Genomic DNA, 15954 nt, shown 5'->3' with positions numbered 1-15954 from the left:
TTGCATCCGCTTTTAAACTGAATATTGGGAATATAGGCAGTTATTGATTTTTTCGATGTATAATACAGGCGGGCACTTGTCCACACAACGAGTGACACAGAAGGGGGAAATCAACATGAAATCTTTCGGCCTGTTACCCAGAGTTCTAGTAGCTATCGCAGTAGGTATTGCAATCGGCTCCATCTCACCTGAATGGATGATCCGCGGACTGGCAACGTTCAACGGCCTGTTCGGAAATTTCCTTGGTTTTGTGATCCCGCTTATCATTATTGGGTTCATTGCTCCAGGCATCGGCCAGCTTGGCAAAGGTGCGGAAAAAATGCTCGGCATGACCGCCGGCATCGCGTATGGTTCAACAGTCACAGCAGGTTTGCTTGCCTTTACAGCCGCAACAATCCTGTTCCCGCACATGCTTGAAGAAGGGTCATTTGCCCGGACGATGGAAAACCCGGAAGAAGTACTGGCCCAGGCATATTTTACAGTTGACATGCCGCCGGTCATGGGCGTCATGACTGCACTTCTGCTTGCATTCACAATCGGCCTCGGCATGGCGGCCATTAAAGGGGATACCCTTCAAAACACGATGAATGAATTCCGTGATATCATTGAAAAATTAATTGCATCTGTCATTATTCCATTGCTTCCTATTCATATTCTTGGTATTTTCGCCAACATGACTTACGGCGGCGCTGCAGCAGAAATCTTGAGTGTTTTTATAAAGGTATTCGCTGTTGTCATCGCCCTTCACGTTCTGATGATCATATTGCAGTACACCGTCACCGGCACTGCTTCCGGCAAAAACCCGTTTAAGATGCTCCGTAATATGCTGCCGGCATATTTTACAGCACTCGGCACCCAGTCGTCAGCAGCCACCATTCCGGTTACGCTGCGCCAGGCGAAGAAAAATAACTTCAGTGAAAAAGTGGTGGACTTTGTCGTTCCGCTGTCTGCGACGATCCATTTATCCGGCAGCACCATCACACTTGTCAGCACTGCGATGGCTGTCATGATGCTGAATGGCATGGAAGCGTCATTTACGACGATGTTGCCGTTCATTCTGATGCTCGGCGTCACCATGATTGCCGCACCGGGTGTACCGGGAGGCGCCGTCATGGCCGCTCTCGGTATCATGGAATCGATGCTCGCCTTCGACTCCACCCTGCTCGCACTGATGATCGCCCTTTATCTCGCACAGGACAGCTTCGGAACCGCCTGCAACGTGACAGGTGACGGCGCCATTGCCGGCCTTGTTGACAAAATCCAGTCGGCCCGCAGCGGCGAACAGATTGAAGAGAATGCTGTTAAGGCTGGTTAAATCATTCTATATTGAAAAAGCACAGGGAAGCATGCCCTGTGCTTTTTTGTGCTTTGGCAGCGCGGTATGGGAGAGCGGGCGATTGGATGTCCCGAATTAGTAAGAGGAACTCAAACCAGGGAACTTGATCGCATGTTTACCCATAATGATGCTGATAAAGTCATATCGCTCGAGGGCGCCTGACTCCGGTTTCCAACTGCCGATTCTTCAAACGCCGCACAGAACTAAAGCGGAAGGCGCCCGCTTAGCGGCGTACGCATAAGCGGAGGTACCCGCAGGGAGGTGCTCTTTCCTCCCGGAGGGGATCACCGCTTATGACGGTAGCCGCTGGCGCCTGGAGCTGGATGACTCCCTTCTCGCTTTTTATCCACAACGCAAAAATTTTATAATTTCCTCAACAACCAAAAAAGCTGCCGGAAACATCACCGGCAGCTTGCACCATCTTATTTTTTCTTCACCCAGCCTAGCAGCATTTCGCGGATGAATTTACTCGCGGCGATTTGCGTCTGTTCACTCGGGTCATAAGCGGGTGCGACCTCGACCAGGTCAGCTCCGACTACGTTGACATCCGAATTGGAAATCATCGTGATGGCTTCGAGCAGCTCCTTCGATGTGATGCCGCCCGCTTCCGCCGTTCCCGTGCCGGGTGCGTGAGCCGGATCCAGCACGTCAATGTCGATCGTAACATAGACATTGCGGCCGGCGAGCTTTGGCAGCACTTCTTTCAGCGGCTCCGCAACATCAAACTTTGCCATGAACATACCGGAATCTTTCGCATACTGGAATTCTTCCTGCATGCCGGAGCGGATGCCGAACGAATAGACGTTTTCCGGTCCGATCAGTTCACAGGCTTTACGGATCGGCGTGGAATGGGAAAGCGGCTCGCCTTCGTACTCCTCGCGCAAGTCGGCGTGGGCATCGATATGAATGATGGCGAAATTTTCATATTTTTTATGGAACGATTTGAATATCGGCCACGATACGAGGTGTTCGCCGCCCATGCCGAGCGGGAACTTCCCGGCATCCAGAAGACCATCCACATATTCCTCAATCATCTCGATGCTGCGGGCCGGGTTGCCGAATGGCAGCGGAATATCCCCGGCGTCAAAATAGTTCACTTCCTCAAGATGGCGGTCAATATACGGGCTGTACTCCTCAAGCCCGAGCGAGACCTCGCGGATACGGGCCGGGCCGAAACGGGACCCGGGCCGGAAACTGACCGTCCAGTCCATCGGCATGCCGTACAGAACCGCTTCACTTTCATCGTAATTCGGGTTGCTGGCAATAAACACATTGCCGCTGTATGCTTCGTCAAAGCGCATTATTTTTTCCTCCTTTTCATCCGGATGTAAACTCCTTTAAAAAGCAGCCCGCCGGATTCAGCAAGCTGCTCTCATTCGATCCGCCTGCGCGAATCGTTATTCCGTCAAATCTTTTACAAACTTCGGCAGCGCAAAAGCCGCGTTATGAAGTTCTTTCGTATAGTATTTCGTTTCAAAGTCATCGAAACGGCTTTCCGGGACTTTAAGCGGATCGTGCTTTTTCGAGCCGATCGTGAATGTCCACAGGCCGCTCGGATATGTCGGGATGTTGGCCGTATAGAGTCGTGTTACCGGGAATATTTCTTTGACATCGCTGTACACCTGGCGGATCAAGTCCGCTTTGAACCACGGGTTATCAGTCTGCGCGACAAATATGCCGTCTTCCTTCAGCGCTTTTGAGATTCCCTCGTAAAATCCTTTTTCAAAGAGCTTTGCGGCAGGCCCGACCGGTTCCGTCGAATCGACCATGATGACATCGTACGCATTTTCACTTGTCGCAATATGCATGAAGCCGTCATCGACTTTCACCTCAACGCGCTCATTCTCAAGCTCTCCTGCAATTTCGGGCAAGTATTTTTTCGAATACTCGATCACCTTGCCGTCGATTTCCACCAGGGTCGCTTTTTCAACACTCTTATGCTTGAGCACTTCGCGGATGACGCCGCCGTCCCCGCCGCCCACAACAAGAACGTGCTTCGGATCTGGGTGGGTGAAAAGCGGCACGTGCGCTACCATCTCATGATAAACGAATTCATCACGCTGGGTCGTCATGACCATGCCGTCAAGGACAAGCATGTTGCCCCACTCTTCCGTCTCAATCATATCAAGCTTTTGAAAATCGGTCTGTTCCGTATGTAAAGTTTGCCTGATCTTCGCTGTAATCCCGAATTTCTCGGTTTGCTTTTCCGTATACCAGAGCTCCATTATTCAGCACCCTTTCTTTGATTAAAGAAATCAACACTAGTCTGCTTGTTATTACCTTTTCCCCAAACCCCTTCCTGCAAACGCAGTGTTTTGAACACGTAAGCGCAAGTCTCCGCGCAGCGCGGCAAGCATGATCGGGGGCAGGGAAGCGGCAGGTCACCACCCGGCGCTTGAGCTGGAAGTTCAGCTTTTTATTCAACAAACAGCAGCTTATCTAAATTCCTTAACAACAAGAAAAGTATAGTGTAATTCTGCCAAAATGCAATAACAATTTGCGATTTTAATAGGATGCCGCGTTTAAAGCGGGCGCACCCTTCCCATACTGTTACTAAAGCGAAGGGGGTGGAGGCATGAAACGGTTCACGAAGGCTGACTGGCGCAGGCTCGTCCCATACATCCGGTTTACCGCATTTATTACTGTCTTTTTATCTATCTTTCTGTTAATCGGCATACTCGGCCTGTATGTGTATACAAAAATGGAAGGCCCGCCGCCGCTTGCTGTGCAGCAGACTTCTGTTTATTACGGATCGGGCGGGGAAAAGCTCGGCGAAAGCCATAACGGCCAGAACCGGCACTGGGTGAAACTGAATGATGTGTCTGAGGCCGCAATTGAGGCGACAATCTCGATTGAAGATAAAAAATTTTTCAGCCACCGCGGCTTCGACTATAAACGGATCGCCGGAGCAGCGCTTGCAGACCTGAAAGCGATGGCAAAGGTGCAGGGGGCGAGCACGATTACCCAGCAATATGCGCGCAACCTCTACCTCGGCCATGATAAAACGTGGAAGCGGAAGCTGAAGGAAGCGCTTTATACGCTCCGGCTCGAGGTCAACTATACGAAGGAACAGATTCTTGAAGGATATTTGAATACGATTTATTACGGCCATGGCATCTACGGAATCGAAGCGGCCGCCAATTTTTATTTTGATAAACCGGCAAGCGAGCTGACCATTGGAGAAGCAAGCCTGCTGTCCGGCATTCCGAAAGGCCCGGCCCGTTACTCGCCGCTCATTAATAAAGATAATGCGATATCCCGCCAGGAAAATGTGCTGGCAGCGATGGTATCGACCGGAACCCTGACGGAAGGTGAAGCAGAGAAAGCACGGGGAGAAGAACTGACATTCAGGACAAAACAGAAAGAAGAAAAGCCGCTGTTGGCCCCGTATTTCTTGGACGTCGTTAAAAAACAGCTGAAATCGGACGTGAAGCTTGATGAGCAGACGATTGAAATGGGCGGCCTGAAGGTGTACACCACTCTTGATCCGTCGATTCAAAAAATAGCCGAAGAAAAAGTGAAAGAAACGATTGCACCTGACTCCGGCATCCAGGCCGCAGTTGTCGTAATGGATCCGCAGACAGGCGAGGTAAAGGCGCTTGTAGGCGGCCGTGACTACGCCGACAGTCCGTTCAACCGGGCCGTTCAGGCAAAACGGCAGCCGGGCTCAACCTTCAAACCTATTCTTTACTATGCAGCAATCGAGAGCGGCTTCACACCGGCAACACAGCTGTCGAGCGAACCGACCGCTTTCCGGTATGATGACGGAAACTCCGTTTATAAACCGAGCAATTTTAACGATTATTACGCAGATGGGCCGATTACACTGGCGCAGGCGATCGCCCTGTCGGACAATATTTTTGCAGTGAAAACAAACATGTACCTGCAGCCGGAAAACCTGGTGGAAACAGCGAAGCGCTTGGGGATCAAGTCGAAATTGAAGGCAGTGCCCTCTCTTGCCCTCGGCACTTCGCCGGTCACCCCGCTCGAAATGACAGGCGCCTTCAGCCGGCTTGCGAGCGGCGGCAAAAATACCGTTCCGGTTTTCATTAAAAAAGTAGTCGATTATGAAGGAAATGTTTTATACGAGCGAGATCAAGAGCCCCGGCAGAAACTTGATGAAGCGGCCGCTTTTGTGACGGCACACATGATGACCGGCATGTTCGATGAATCGCTTAATGATTATACGAGAGTCACCGGAAAGCCGATTAAACACAAATTGACGAGGCCGTATGCCGGCAAGTCGGGCACCACCCGGGCAGACAGCTGGATGATCGGTTTCTCGCCGCAGCTTATCACGTCCGTCTGGGTCGGCTATGACAAAGGGCAGACGATCAACCTGGTTGAGGAACGCACATATGCGAAGGAAATCTGGGCTGATCTCATGGAGGAAGCATTGAAGGACGAAAAAACAGGCGGCTTCACCCCGCCGGACGGCGTTGTGGCTGCCACAATCGATCCGCATACCGGAAAGTTGGCGACAAAAGCATGCCCGGCCGTCCACCTCGCCTACTTCATCGAAGGAACTGAACCGGTCGACTACTGCGACGACCACTTCGAAGACCGCCAACCGGCACCGGCTGAAGGGGAAAAGGAAGAAAAGAAAGGACTCTTCAAAAGGATCATAGACTGGCTCGGTTAGGGGTGTGTTGGTGCATTGCCTGGGAATTGCCTGGCAGGTGCCAGGCAATTCCCAGGCAATCATTTCCCGAATCATTTCCCGGACAAGCCATAGAAAAAAGCCGGCAGGAGTGCCGGCTTTTTTCTGGTCCCAGTTATCGCATGTGTGCTGCGATATAAAATTAGTTTACTTTCTTGCCAATAAAAGGACAAGTTTTTCGATTTTTGTTCAAAAATTGTTCACAATTTGTCCAAAATTATCGATTTGTTAGGCCAGTGCTTTTTTCAATTCATCAGAGGAATGCTCCCAATATTCTTCGTTGTAGCCTTGAAGAAAATCACGAAGGATCTGTTTTGATTTATCATCGATGTGGTCGACGATTATCCGCCCCTTCATCGATTTGTCCATCCGATTTACATGTTCAGGCAAAGACTTATATCCCCGGCGGATATCACGGTCGACTGTCATTTCACAGGCTGTCACACCATAGTAATATGGCCCTTCCGCGCCGCGTTCGACCGTGACCCAGACGAGCCAGTACGGTTTGCCGTTCGGCACATCTGCCTTATCAGGCAGGAATTTTATCCCTTTTTCCACCTGGCTGCGGGCATGCATTGCGCCTACATCAATGACCGCGCTTCCTTCCTCGACATCCACGATCACCGGCGATATGTTATCAAGGCTAAAGGCGCCGGCGCCAAATCCGCCATGACCGTCCGTTGAATCTTTCTTAATGATATTGAAAGCCGGCTTTTTCTTACTGCCGCCATTTGACTCACTCATCGTATCTCCCCTTTTTCACATAATCAGTATCTCTACATTGCTATCATTTTATCATAATGTTCTTGTCAAATTCATCCTGCGGCGTTTCCAGGCGGGTGTAAAACCATGATAAAATAAACAGGCAATCTATTTTACATAAAAGGAGTGAATGATATGCCATACGTAACAATCAAACTGCTTTCCGGACGCACGGATGAGCAAAAGCGGGCGATGGTCGAAAAAGTGACGGAAGCCGTTTCCGAAACAGCGAATGCCCCAAAAGAAAAAATCGCCGTTTTCATTGAAGAAATGGAAAAAAGCGAATACGCTGTCGGCGGCAAGCTGCTGAGCGACGAATAGCACACAAATAAAGAAGCTGTATGCCTGTTTTTTATGGATGCAGCTTCTTTTTTCGGCCTGTTTTCGAATGAAAAGCCGTTTATCCGTGAGGCCGTATTAGTATTCATGTGTAAAACTTATTGATTGGAGCAGCAGGCGCGATGCTTCCCGAAAATGTATCCGCAATTCCTTTTTGCGGTATGGATTCGAGGATAACCATTAAACAACCAGCGGGCCTCGCAGACCAGGGGAGCGCCCGCAGCGTGAATGCCCGGGAGGCAGACGGACGTCCCCCCGGCAAAGAAGAAACCGTGAATCCGCACGAAGGAAAGCAAAATGGATGCCGCACTTGTGTCCCTGCAAAAAGCGAATGTCTGGAGCAGAAATCAACATGGTTGTTCTACGAGCTATTCATTAAACATCCTCTAAAATCGGCCATACCGCCCTTTAGGCTATTTTCTGATACGTTTTCCTGTAATCAGCCCTTGCAAACCTCCCGAAAAACGAATATTATTGTTAATGGTTATTTAAACGTTCGTAAATTTGGAGGTTTCCCTTATGTTTAAATTAAAAGAGCACAATACGACCGTAAGAACGGAAATACTTGCCGGACTCACCACTTTTTTAACAATGGTGTACATCGTGATTGTAAACCCGGTCATTCTGTCAAATGCCGGCGCATCGTTTGACCAGGTGTTTATGGCTACGATCATTGCCTCTGTCATCGGGACACTGTGGATGGCGTTCATGGCAAACTATCCGATTGCAATTGCACCAGGCATGGGTTTGAACGCCTACTTTGCTTATTCGGTTGTCGGCAGCTCTGATGCGATTACTTATGAAGTTGCGTTTGCGGCTGTGTTCGTTGCCGGGATCCTGTTCGTGCTGTTATCGTTGACGACATTCCGTGAAAAGCTGATTGAAGCAATTCCTGTCAATCTCAAGCACGGCATCACAGCCGGAATCGGACTGTTTATCGCTTTCATCGGCCTGCGCATGACCGGCATTGTCGCAGACCACCCCGAAAACCTTGTACAGCTCGGGGATTTGCATGACCCTTCCGTCCTGCTCGCGCTTGCCGGACTTGGCATCACGATTGTTTTGATGGCAATGAACATAAGCGGCGCCCTGTTTTTCGGCATGATTGCGACCGGCATCCTTGCTTTTTTCACCGGCCAGCTTTCATTTGAAGCAGGTGTTGTGTCAGCCCCTTCCCTGCCGGAAGGCCTGATCATAACAAACCCGATTGCCGCGTTTGGCGATGTGGTCAGTTACGGCCTTTATGCCGTTGTGTTTTCCTTCCTGCTCGTCACGATTTTTGATACAACCGGCACAATGGTCGGAGTCGCAGAGCAGGCCGGCCTGATGAAGGGGAAAACGATGCCGCGGGCGCGCCAGGCATTACTGGCCGACTCTGTTGCAACGTCTGTCGGCGCGGTATTCGGGACAAGCCCGACAACCGCCTATATCGAGTCGTCGGCAGGGGTTGCTGCAGGCGGGCGAACAGGCCTGACGTCACTCGTTGTTGCCGGCATGTTCGTCATTGCGGCCTTTTTCGCCCCGCTTGTCGGGGCTGTATCAGGCATCTCCGCCATTACTGCTCCAGCACTGATCATTGTCGGCAGCCTGATGATGGGTTCGATCGGCCAGATCCAGTGGAACGAATTTGACGAAGCATTCCCTGCTTTCCTGATCATTTTGAGCATGCCGCTCACCTCAAGCATTGCGACCGGCATCGCCCTCGGCTTCATCACCTACCCGCTGATGAAGATCGTCAAAGGGAATTGGCGCGAAGTACACCCGCTCGTGTACGTCTTCGCCGTCCTATTCTTCTTCCAGCTGGCATTTTTGCCGCACTAAATCATATCGTTCGACATCTATCGACAGGTGCCTGTCACCTGTCGAAATCCATAAAAGAGGCTGCCGGATTGGGCAGCCTCTTTTTCAATGCACTTTACTTGTTTTCAATCCCTCAATATACCGATAAGCTTCATCTATTTCTTCTTCAGAATAGTTCTGCTTGCTTTTTAACATGAAGATTTTTTCTTTTACCTGGTCTTTTTCCAGATCACCAAAATAAAGGACTGTCGACACGAGCTCGAGGAAACGTGAACTCTGTCCGTTCATGTCTGCCATGCACGTATGCAGCGAAGGGTTGTCCACTTCATAGTGGGCCAAGAACTGCTCCCCGTCGCCGGTCAGCGTATAGCGGTATTGCATATATCCGCCTTTTTTCTCCTTCACTTCATCGAGAAAACCTAAATTGCAAAGTTCTTCTATTTTTAACGTCAGTTCCTCGGAATAAGGCCCGAAAAAGTGAAAATTGTATTTTTCATGGAACGGATACCCCATTTTTTTTGCAATGAATATCATTTTCTGAAGCTTTTTCCTGCCCACGACTTCCCCTACATCAGCAAAAACCTTCATCAGCTTGGCGTGTTCTACTAACAAGCCCCCTCATCTCCTATCTCTCTATAATTTTCCTGTATCGAAAACCTGGCTCAGCCGGTTATTCCCAGTCAACCTTGCAGCCATTATACATTGTCCAAAATCTCTTTAATCTTCAATTTCGCCTCTTTATGCTCTGATAAATCATCAACCAGATCATCTGGAAAATAAAGCTTGTGGTCGGTCCGTTTTTTTCCGGAAATGGCTTCGACTATGTCTGACTCGCGGGAAAGTTCCTTGATTTCACCGCCTGGCATAAGCAAGTAAATCGGCAGCCTTTCCCCTTCTTCGCCCGGACGGTAAAAATCATAGGGCAGATCGGATGATGAATCGACCTCGAGATAATACTCCGGGTCAATCTCCGCCTGTTTAAAGAGATCGGTCAGCTCCATCCATTGTTTCATATGTAAATGCGGATTGAATTCAATATATTTGTATAACTTCCGGTTAATGAACCGGTCGGAAAGATCGCGCAAAATCGAATCGTCTTCTTCGGTCCACATCTGGAAATAATATAAGATCACTGATTCATCAAGACGCAAGTAATCTTTCAGAGCCGGTTCCCCACTGAAAATGGAGAGAAAATGCAGCGGCTTCAGCTTGAATGTATAGCCGTCTTCATGCAGCTTCTTGGCCCGGTGCAGGATTTTGCTCAAAATCACTTCTGCACTGCGGGTGACCGGATGGAAATAAACTTGCCAGTACATTTGGTATCGGCTCATAATGTAATCTTCTACAGCATGCATTCCGGAATCTTTAATGACAACCTGGTCTTCCTGCGGCCTCATTACGCGCAAAATGCGTTCCATGTCGAAATGGCCGTAGCTGACACCTGTGTAATAGGCATCGCGCTGCAGGTAGTCCATACGGTCAGCGTCGATCTGACTTGAAATCATGCTCACAATCAGCTTGTTCGAATGGGTTTTGGCGATCACTTCGGCGACTTCTTTCGGGAAGCCGGCGTCCACCCGTTTGAGGACAGCATTTATTTCCGTGTCTCCTAAAATAATGGCGCGTGTCCATTCTTCATGATCAAGGTGGAACACTTTTTCAAACGAATGGGAAAACGGGCCGTGGCCCACATCATGAAGAAGAGCCGCCGCAAGGCACAACAGCCGGTCATTATCATTCCAGTTCGGCCGATGATGGAAAACATCGAGCATACGGCGGACGATCTCATAAACGCCGAGCGAATGGTTGAAGCGGCTGTGTTCCGCGCCATGGAACGTCAGAAACGTCGTGCCGAGCTGGCGGATCCGGCGCAGCCGCTGGAACTCAGACGTGCCGATCAAATCCCATATCAATTTATCCCGCACATGTATGTAACGGTGAACCGGGTCTTTAAACACTTTTTCTTCATTCAGTTGCTCATCGGCATATGGCATAGCGGGCCCCTTCCTCACTTCATAAAAACAGCCGCAGATGTTGCCGGAAGTGCGGCTGCAGACGTTCTTTGTCGTTCATTTATTTCATTATATATTCTTCTTTTCTCCAATTAAACCTGCCGAAACAGCAGGAATCTTGAAGATAAATGGGAAAAATCGGCGATATCTGGTAACAGGGATAGAATACAAGCTTATATCGCTTTTTTATAGATTTGCCCGTTCCGTCTCATTTAAAACCTTGCGCGTAGTGCGGATTTCAGGGCATATCGAGCGTAAAAAAATTATTTTTTGCATCGTTAATAAACAATTTGCGCCCATAAAAAAACACCCTGCTAGGCAGGATGCCCTGAAGCCGGCTGATGCGCCGGCAAGAAACCATGTTGGCAGGCGGCCTTTTCTGCTGGGAGCTTCCATCTATCTTATTTCTTCACTTTTTTCTCGACTTTTTGAATCAATTCGTCCTCGCTTGGCGCGGATACCGGACGGTTATTGACAAAAGCAAATGACTTTTTGCGGCCAGGCCCGCAGTAAGACTGGCAGCCGATTTCAATCTCCGCATCCGGATCCACTTTCTTCAGCAGTGGAACCAGCGTTTTGATGTTCGTTGCCTGGCAATCATCGCAAACCCGAAATTCATTCGCCATGATTTCACCTTCTTTACCTATTAATCATTTCTTCTATATAAAAACAAACGCACGGCTATCTTCGTAACATCCATGTTTATTTTTAACAGCTAAACGATATTGTACACCGTTTACCCCGCCGTTGCAAGGAATCATTGCCGCCTGTAAAGATGTTTAAATTTACACAAAATCTAGCAATAACCCTCTCCCTGTGTATGAATTTTGTGCAATCTGGTGAAACTGAGAGCAACAGAGCGTTTTTCCTTTGGGAAAATGCCTGGCAATTGCGAGGCAATTGCCAGGCAATGCACTTCTATTTGCCTTTTGAGAAACTATAAATCAAGTTAAAGAAAGGAAGAATACAATGAAAGTCAGACAAGATGCATGGTCAGAAGAAGATGATTTGCTGCTTGCAGAAACGGTTTTGCGGCACATCCGTGAAGGCAGCACCCAGCTTAATGCTTTTGATGAAGTCGGGGACAAACTGAATCGCACATCCGCTGCCTGCGGCTTCCGCTGGAATGCTGTCGTCCGCAATAAGTATGAACAGGCGATCAGCCTGGCCAAAAAACAGCGCAAAGAAAAGAAACGGGCCGAGCAGGGAAGAAAACAAACGGAGCGGACCCCTTCCAGGCCTGCAGCTGTTGCTTCTGTCCCGCAGTCGGCCGTTTATCAAGTGCCGGCACATGAAAATTCAAACCAGCAGCCGCCAATTGAAACATTCGCATCTGAGTCAGCTGATGAGCTGTTGCTTCCTGCCGGTATAGAACAAGAAAATCATTACAGTGATACAGCGGTTATGCCTGAAACATCTCGTATGCAGGGAACCGCCGACATGACACTTGATGGTGTCATAGCCTATTTACAAAGCTTCAGAGATTTCAGCTTGCAAGACGAGCGCATGGCGATAGAGAATGAAAGACTGCGGAAAGAAAACGAGGAGATTACGGAGTCAAATCATAAATTGGAGCAGCGCGTCAAACAGCTCGAAAAGCAGCACCAGCAAATGCAGGAAGACTACCAGGCCCTGCTGCAAATCATGGATCGCGCCCGCCGCATGGTACTCATGGAAGACGACGACAAACCATCCACCGCCTTCCGCATGGACCGCAACGGCAACCTGGAAAAAATAGCAGATTCACAATAATTGTGCTTCTCGAGCATATCGTTTGGTTTGAAATGCCTGGCAATTGCGAGGCAATTGCCAGGCAACACCCCCGGATAAACGGCCGCTGAAAACGGCCGTTTTTCTTTTCGTCTCCGCATACAGCCGGAACGGCATGCTATAATAAGCACAGCAAAATAGATTGTAACGGTTAGGAGAAAGCATCATGAAGGCCATTGAATTATTAGATCAAAAATCATGGCGGATTATTGACCAGTCAACGCTCGGTCCGGGTTTTGACGCCCGCCAGTCATTTGCGATTGATGATACGCTGTGCGCGCAAGTCGGAAGCGGGGCATCAGCACCTGCTGCCCGGTCGTGGGTCCACCATGACACCGTCGTCCTCGGCATCCAGGATACACGCCTTCCTTATCTGGGTGAAGGGGTGAAGTTCCTGGAGTCGCTTGGATACCGGGTCATTGTCCGCAACTCAGGCGGACTCGCTGTGATTCTAGATGAAGGCGTCCTTAACATTTCCCTCATCTTGCCGGAGACCGCAAAAGGCATCGATATCGACCGCGGTTATGATGCGATGTGGGGACTCATAAAAGAAATGCTCGCTTCATACGGAACTGACATCGAAGCAAGGGAAATCACCGGCTCCTACTGTCCCGGCAGCTATGACCTCAGCATCAACGGCCAAAAATTCGCCGGCATTTCGCAGCGCCGTCTGCGTAAAGGGGTTGCGGTGCAAACCTATCTGAATGCATTCGAAACACGCGGCCAAAACCGCGCTTCCATTTTAAAAGAGTTTTATGCAATCGCACGAAAAAGCCAGCAAACAAAGTTCACCTATCCGGATATCGTTCCTGAAACGATGGCATCCCTTTCTGATTTGCTTGGCGAACCTATCGGAATCCAGAAGCTGATGCTGATGCTGCTCCAATCGCTTCAAAACCATTCCGGAGCTTTGTTCTCTTCCCAGCTCGAAGGCGAGGAAATCAATCTGTATCAGCAGAATTTCGCCCGCGTTCTCGAACGGAATGAGAAAGCACTTGGCGGTATCGTTTCCTCCTGACTGTCACTGTCACTGCGGGAATCCATAAAAAATGCGCCCTGCCGTCTAAGAGGCATGGCGCATTCTTCTTTTATTTTAGACCGATTGGGCTGCTGTAATGATCGCAAGGTTGTAAACATCCTGCTCATCACAGCCGCGTGACAGGTCGTTGACCGGCTTGTTTAAGCCCTGCAGTACCGGGCCTACCGCTTCAAAGTTGCCAAGACGCTGGGCAATTTTGTAGCCGATGTTTCCGGCTTCAAGGCTTGGGAAGATAAATGTGTTAGCATCGCCCTTAAGAACGGAATCGGGAGCTTTTTTCTCCGCTACCGACGGCACGAACGCCGCGTCAAACTGGAATTCGCCGTCAATCACGAGGTCAGGATTGTTCTCCTTCGCAATTTTAACTGCTTCTTCCACTTTATCCGTTTCTGGAGACTTTGCGGAACCTTTAGTAGAGAAGCTGAGCATTGCAATACGAGGGTCGATATCAAACAGTTTTGCTGTTACCGCTGCCTCCTCGGCAATTTCAGCAAGATCCTTGCTGTCAGGGGAAATGTTGATTGCACAATCGGCAAACAGGTACTTTTCGTCATCACGGACCATTACGAAAATGCCGGATGTCTTTTTAACACGCTCTTTTGTCTTGATGATCTGCAATGCCGGACGTACTGTATCAGCTGTTGAGTGGGCCGCGCCGCTGACAAGGCCGTCGGCTTTTCCTGTATGAACGAGCATCGTCCCGAAATAGTTTTCATCCAGAAGAATCTTGCGCGCATCCTCTTCCGTCGCTTTGCCTTTACGGCGTTCCACGAAGGATGAAACGAGTTCATCCATGCCGTTATAATTGTTCGGATCGCAAATTTCAATGCCGGAAATATCGGCACCAATGCTGCTAGCCTTGCTCTCTACTTCATCCATCTTTCCAACAAGGATCGGAGTAAGCATGCCGTCTTGCTTCAGACGGGCAGCCGCACCAAGGATGCGCTCATCTGTACCCTCAGGAAATACAATCGTTTTCCCCTTGCCTTCCACTTTGTTTTTAATCGTTGAAAATAAATCGCTCATGAAAAAAGCCTCCTTCTCAGAAGTTAAAATGTCTGTGCTTTTATAATCTATCCTTTAGGATACTCTTTTTAATGAGAAAAGAAAAACGATGAAGCAGTCTTTTATAAAAGTTTAACCTTTCTAAAAATGCACAAAATTATTCAAACTCTGTTTCTTTTTGCTTCATAAAATTTTACCCGCTGCACAAAATCATAATCACTGGGAAATTTTCTGCAGGAAAAATTGCCTGGCAATTGCGAGGCAATTGCCAGGCATTGCACTCCCAAAAATCACAACATTCGGTTTTCCTGCCGGTTTTGTGGTAAGATATTATCGATGTCTACATAGTACAAACTGTGGAAAATCGAATGCAATTCCGGTGGCGGTAATTCGTTTTGCGAATGAAATCGAACAAATTATCATACAAGGAGTGATTCAATATGTCAGAAGCAGCACAAACATTGGACGGCTGGTATTCTTTGCATGATTTCCGCTCCATCGACTGGAACGCCTGGAAGCTGGCCTCAAGCGACGAGCGTGAGACTGCAATCCATGAATTCCAGGGACTGATCGAAAAATGGAACAAGACGGAAGAACAAAAAGAAGGCAGCCATGCCCTGTACACCATCGTCGGCCAAAAAGCGGACTTCATGATTATGCTTCTTCGCCCGACAATGGAAGAATTGAACGAACTGGAAAATGAGTTCAATAAAACGAAGCTTGCTGAATTCACAATTCCTACGTATTCTTATGTATCTGTTGTTGAACTCAGCAACTACCTCGGACCTGGCGCCAATCCTGAAGCCGACCCTGAAATTCAGGCGCGCCTCAAGCCGATCCTTCCGAAATGGGAGCATGTCTGCTTCTATCCGATGGACAAGCGCCGCCAGGGCAATGACAACTGGTACATGCTCGAAATGGACGAACGCCGCAAGCTGATGCGCAGCCACGGCATGATCGGCCGCAACTATGCAGGCAAAATCAAGCAGATCATCACTGGTTCTGTCGGTTTCGACGACTGGGAGTGGGGCGTAACGCTATTTGCGCATGATCCGCTGCAGTTTAAGAAACTTGTTTATGAAATGCGTTTTGATGAAGTGAGCGCGCGTTACGGCGAGTTCGGATCTTTCTATGTGGGGAATATTCTTGAACCGGGGAAAGTGTCGAAATTTTTGGCGGTATAAACGAATGGATATGAATGGGCCTCTCCTGAGGATTAGGGAGAGGCCTT

15 protein-coding genes are annotated in these 15954 nt (G+C 49.0%); 8 read left to right on the top strand and 7 right to left on the bottom strand.

Annotated elements, in window-relative coordinates; translation table 11 throughout:
* The first annotated feature begins 115 nt into the window (after positions 1 to 115).
* Positions 116 to 1315 (top strand): dicarboxylate/amino acid:cation symporter, encoded by a 1200-nt coding sequence (locus tag A4U59_RS05025; RefSeq protein ID WP_066176046.1) that lies wholly within the window; start codon positions 116 to 118, stop codon positions 1313 to 1315.
* 443 nt (positions 1316 to 1758) lie between these two features.
* On the opposite strand, the gene speB is transcribed toward A4U59_RS05025, so the two are convergent.
* Positions 1759 to 2637, bottom strand: coding sequence for an agmatinase (gene speB, locus A4U59_RS05020; protein WP_066176043.1), 879 nt, complete (start codon positions 2635 to 2637; stop codon positions 1759 to 1761).
* Positions 2638 to 2733: 96 nt separating this feature from the next.
* On the bottom strand, positions 2734 to 3561 hold the full coding sequence (speE, locus tag A4U59_RS05015) for a polyamine aminopropyltransferase (RefSeq protein ID WP_066176040.1): 828 nt from the start codon (positions 3559 to 3561) through the stop codon (positions 2734 to 2736).
* 350 nt (positions 3562 to 3911) lie between these two features.
* Between speE and A4U59_RS05010 the strand changes: the two genes are divergently transcribed.
* Positions 3912 to 5978, top strand: coding sequence for a transglycosylase domain-containing protein (locus tag A4U59_RS05010; RefSeq protein ID WP_066176038.1), 2067 nt, complete (start codon positions 3912 to 3914; stop codon positions 5976 to 5978).
* Positions 5979 to 6224: 246 nt separating this feature from the next.
* On the opposite strand, the gene A4U59_RS05005 is transcribed toward A4U59_RS05010, so the two are convergent.
* Positions 6225 to 6740, bottom strand: a complete 516-nt coding sequence (locus A4U59_RS05005; protein WP_066176036.1) for a YwhD family protein — start codon at positions 6738 to 6740, stop codon at positions 6225 to 6227.
* A 153-nt stretch (positions 6741 to 6893) separates the two neighbouring features.
* Between A4U59_RS05005 and A4U59_RS05000 the strand changes: the two genes are divergently transcribed.
* From A4U59_RS05000 to A4U59_RS04990, 3 genes are all read left to right on the top strand, one after another.
* A complete protein-coding gene (locus tag A4U59_RS05000; RefSeq protein ID WP_066176034.1) occupies positions 6894 to 7079 on the top strand; it encodes a 2-hydroxymuconate tautomerase in 186 nt (61 codons plus the stop codon).
* Between the two features lie 119 nt (positions 7080 to 7198).
* On the top strand, positions 7199 to 7624 hold the full coding sequence (locus tag A4U59_RS04995) for a hypothetical protein (RefSeq protein ID WP_157888136.1): 426 nt from the start codon (positions 7199 to 7201) through the stop codon (positions 7622 to 7624).
* Positions 7617 to 8918 (top strand): NCS2 family permease, encoded by a 1302-nt coding sequence (locus tag A4U59_RS04990; protein ID WP_066176031.1) that lies wholly within the window; start codon positions 7617 to 7619, stop codon positions 8916 to 8918. The genes A4U59_RS04995 and A4U59_RS04990 overlap by 8 nt, the downstream gene beginning before the upstream one ends.
* Positions 8919 to 9002: 84 nt before the next feature.
* Here A4U59_RS04990 and A4U59_RS04985 read toward each other — a convergent pair whose 3' ends face one another.
* The 3 genes from A4U59_RS04985 to A4U59_RS04975 all read right to left on the bottom strand — a co-directional run bounded on the left by A4U59_RS04985 (position 9003) and on the right by A4U59_RS04975 (position 11535).
* Positions 9003 to 9509, bottom strand: coding sequence for a YwgA family protein (locus tag A4U59_RS04985; RefSeq protein WP_106406295.1), 507 nt, complete (start codon positions 9507 to 9509; stop codon positions 9003 to 9005).
* Between the two features lie 83 nt (positions 9510 to 9592).
* Positions 9593 to 10891 carry an HD domain-containing protein gene (locus A4U59_RS04980; protein WP_066176025.1) on the bottom strand — a complete coding sequence of 433 codons (1299 nt, stop codon included), beginning with the start codon at positions 10889 to 10891 and terminating at the stop codon, positions 9593 to 9595.
* Positions 10892 to 11310: 419 nt separating this feature from the next.
* Positions 11311 to 11535: a YuzB family protein gene (locus tag A4U59_RS04975; protein WP_066176023.1), complete on the bottom strand. Its 225-nt coding sequence runs from the start codon at positions 11533 to 11535 to the stop codon at positions 11311 to 11313.
* A 343-nt stretch (positions 11536 to 11878) separates the two neighbouring features.
* On the opposite strand from A4U59_RS04975, the gene A4U59_RS04970 reads away from it, so the two are divergent.
* Positions 11879 to 12661: an RsfA family transcriptional regulator gene (locus A4U59_RS04970; protein WP_066176020.1), complete on the top strand. Its 783-nt coding sequence runs from the start codon at positions 11879 to 11881 to the stop codon at positions 12659 to 12661.
* 181 nt (positions 12662 to 12842) lie between these two features.
* Complete coding sequence (gene lipL, locus A4U59_RS04965; RefSeq protein WP_425388878.1) at positions 12843 to 13697, top strand: octanoyl-[GcvH]:protein N-octanoyltransferase; 855 nt, start codon at positions 12843 to 12845, stop codon at positions 13695 to 13697.
* A gap of 75 nt (positions 13698 to 13772) precedes the next feature.
* Here the strand turns inward: lipL and pta are convergent, their stop codons facing one another.
* On the bottom strand, positions 13773 to 14744 hold the full coding sequence (pta, locus tag A4U59_RS04960) for a phosphate acetyltransferase (protein ID WP_066176014.1): 972 nt from the start codon (positions 14742 to 14744) through the stop codon (positions 13773 to 13775).
* Positions 14745 to 15163: 419 nt separating this feature from the next.
* On the opposite strand from pta, the gene hemQ reads away from it, so the two are divergent.
* Positions 15164 to 15907 (top strand): hydrogen peroxide-dependent heme synthase, encoded by a 744-nt coding sequence (hemQ, locus tag A4U59_RS04955; protein ID WP_066176011.1) that lies wholly within the window; start codon positions 15164 to 15166, stop codon positions 15905 to 15907.
* The last annotated feature ends 47 nt before the right edge of the window (positions 15908 to 15954 follow it).

Origin of the sequence: Bacillus marinisedimentorum (assembly GCF_001644195.2) — a bacterium.
Taxonomy (GTDB): Bacteria; Bacillota; Bacilli; order Bacillales; family Bacillaceae_O; genus Bacillus_BL; species Bacillus_BL marinisedimentorum.
Note: the sequence above shows the minus strand (reverse complement) of the source record. Positions and strands in the feature narration are given on the sequence as shown.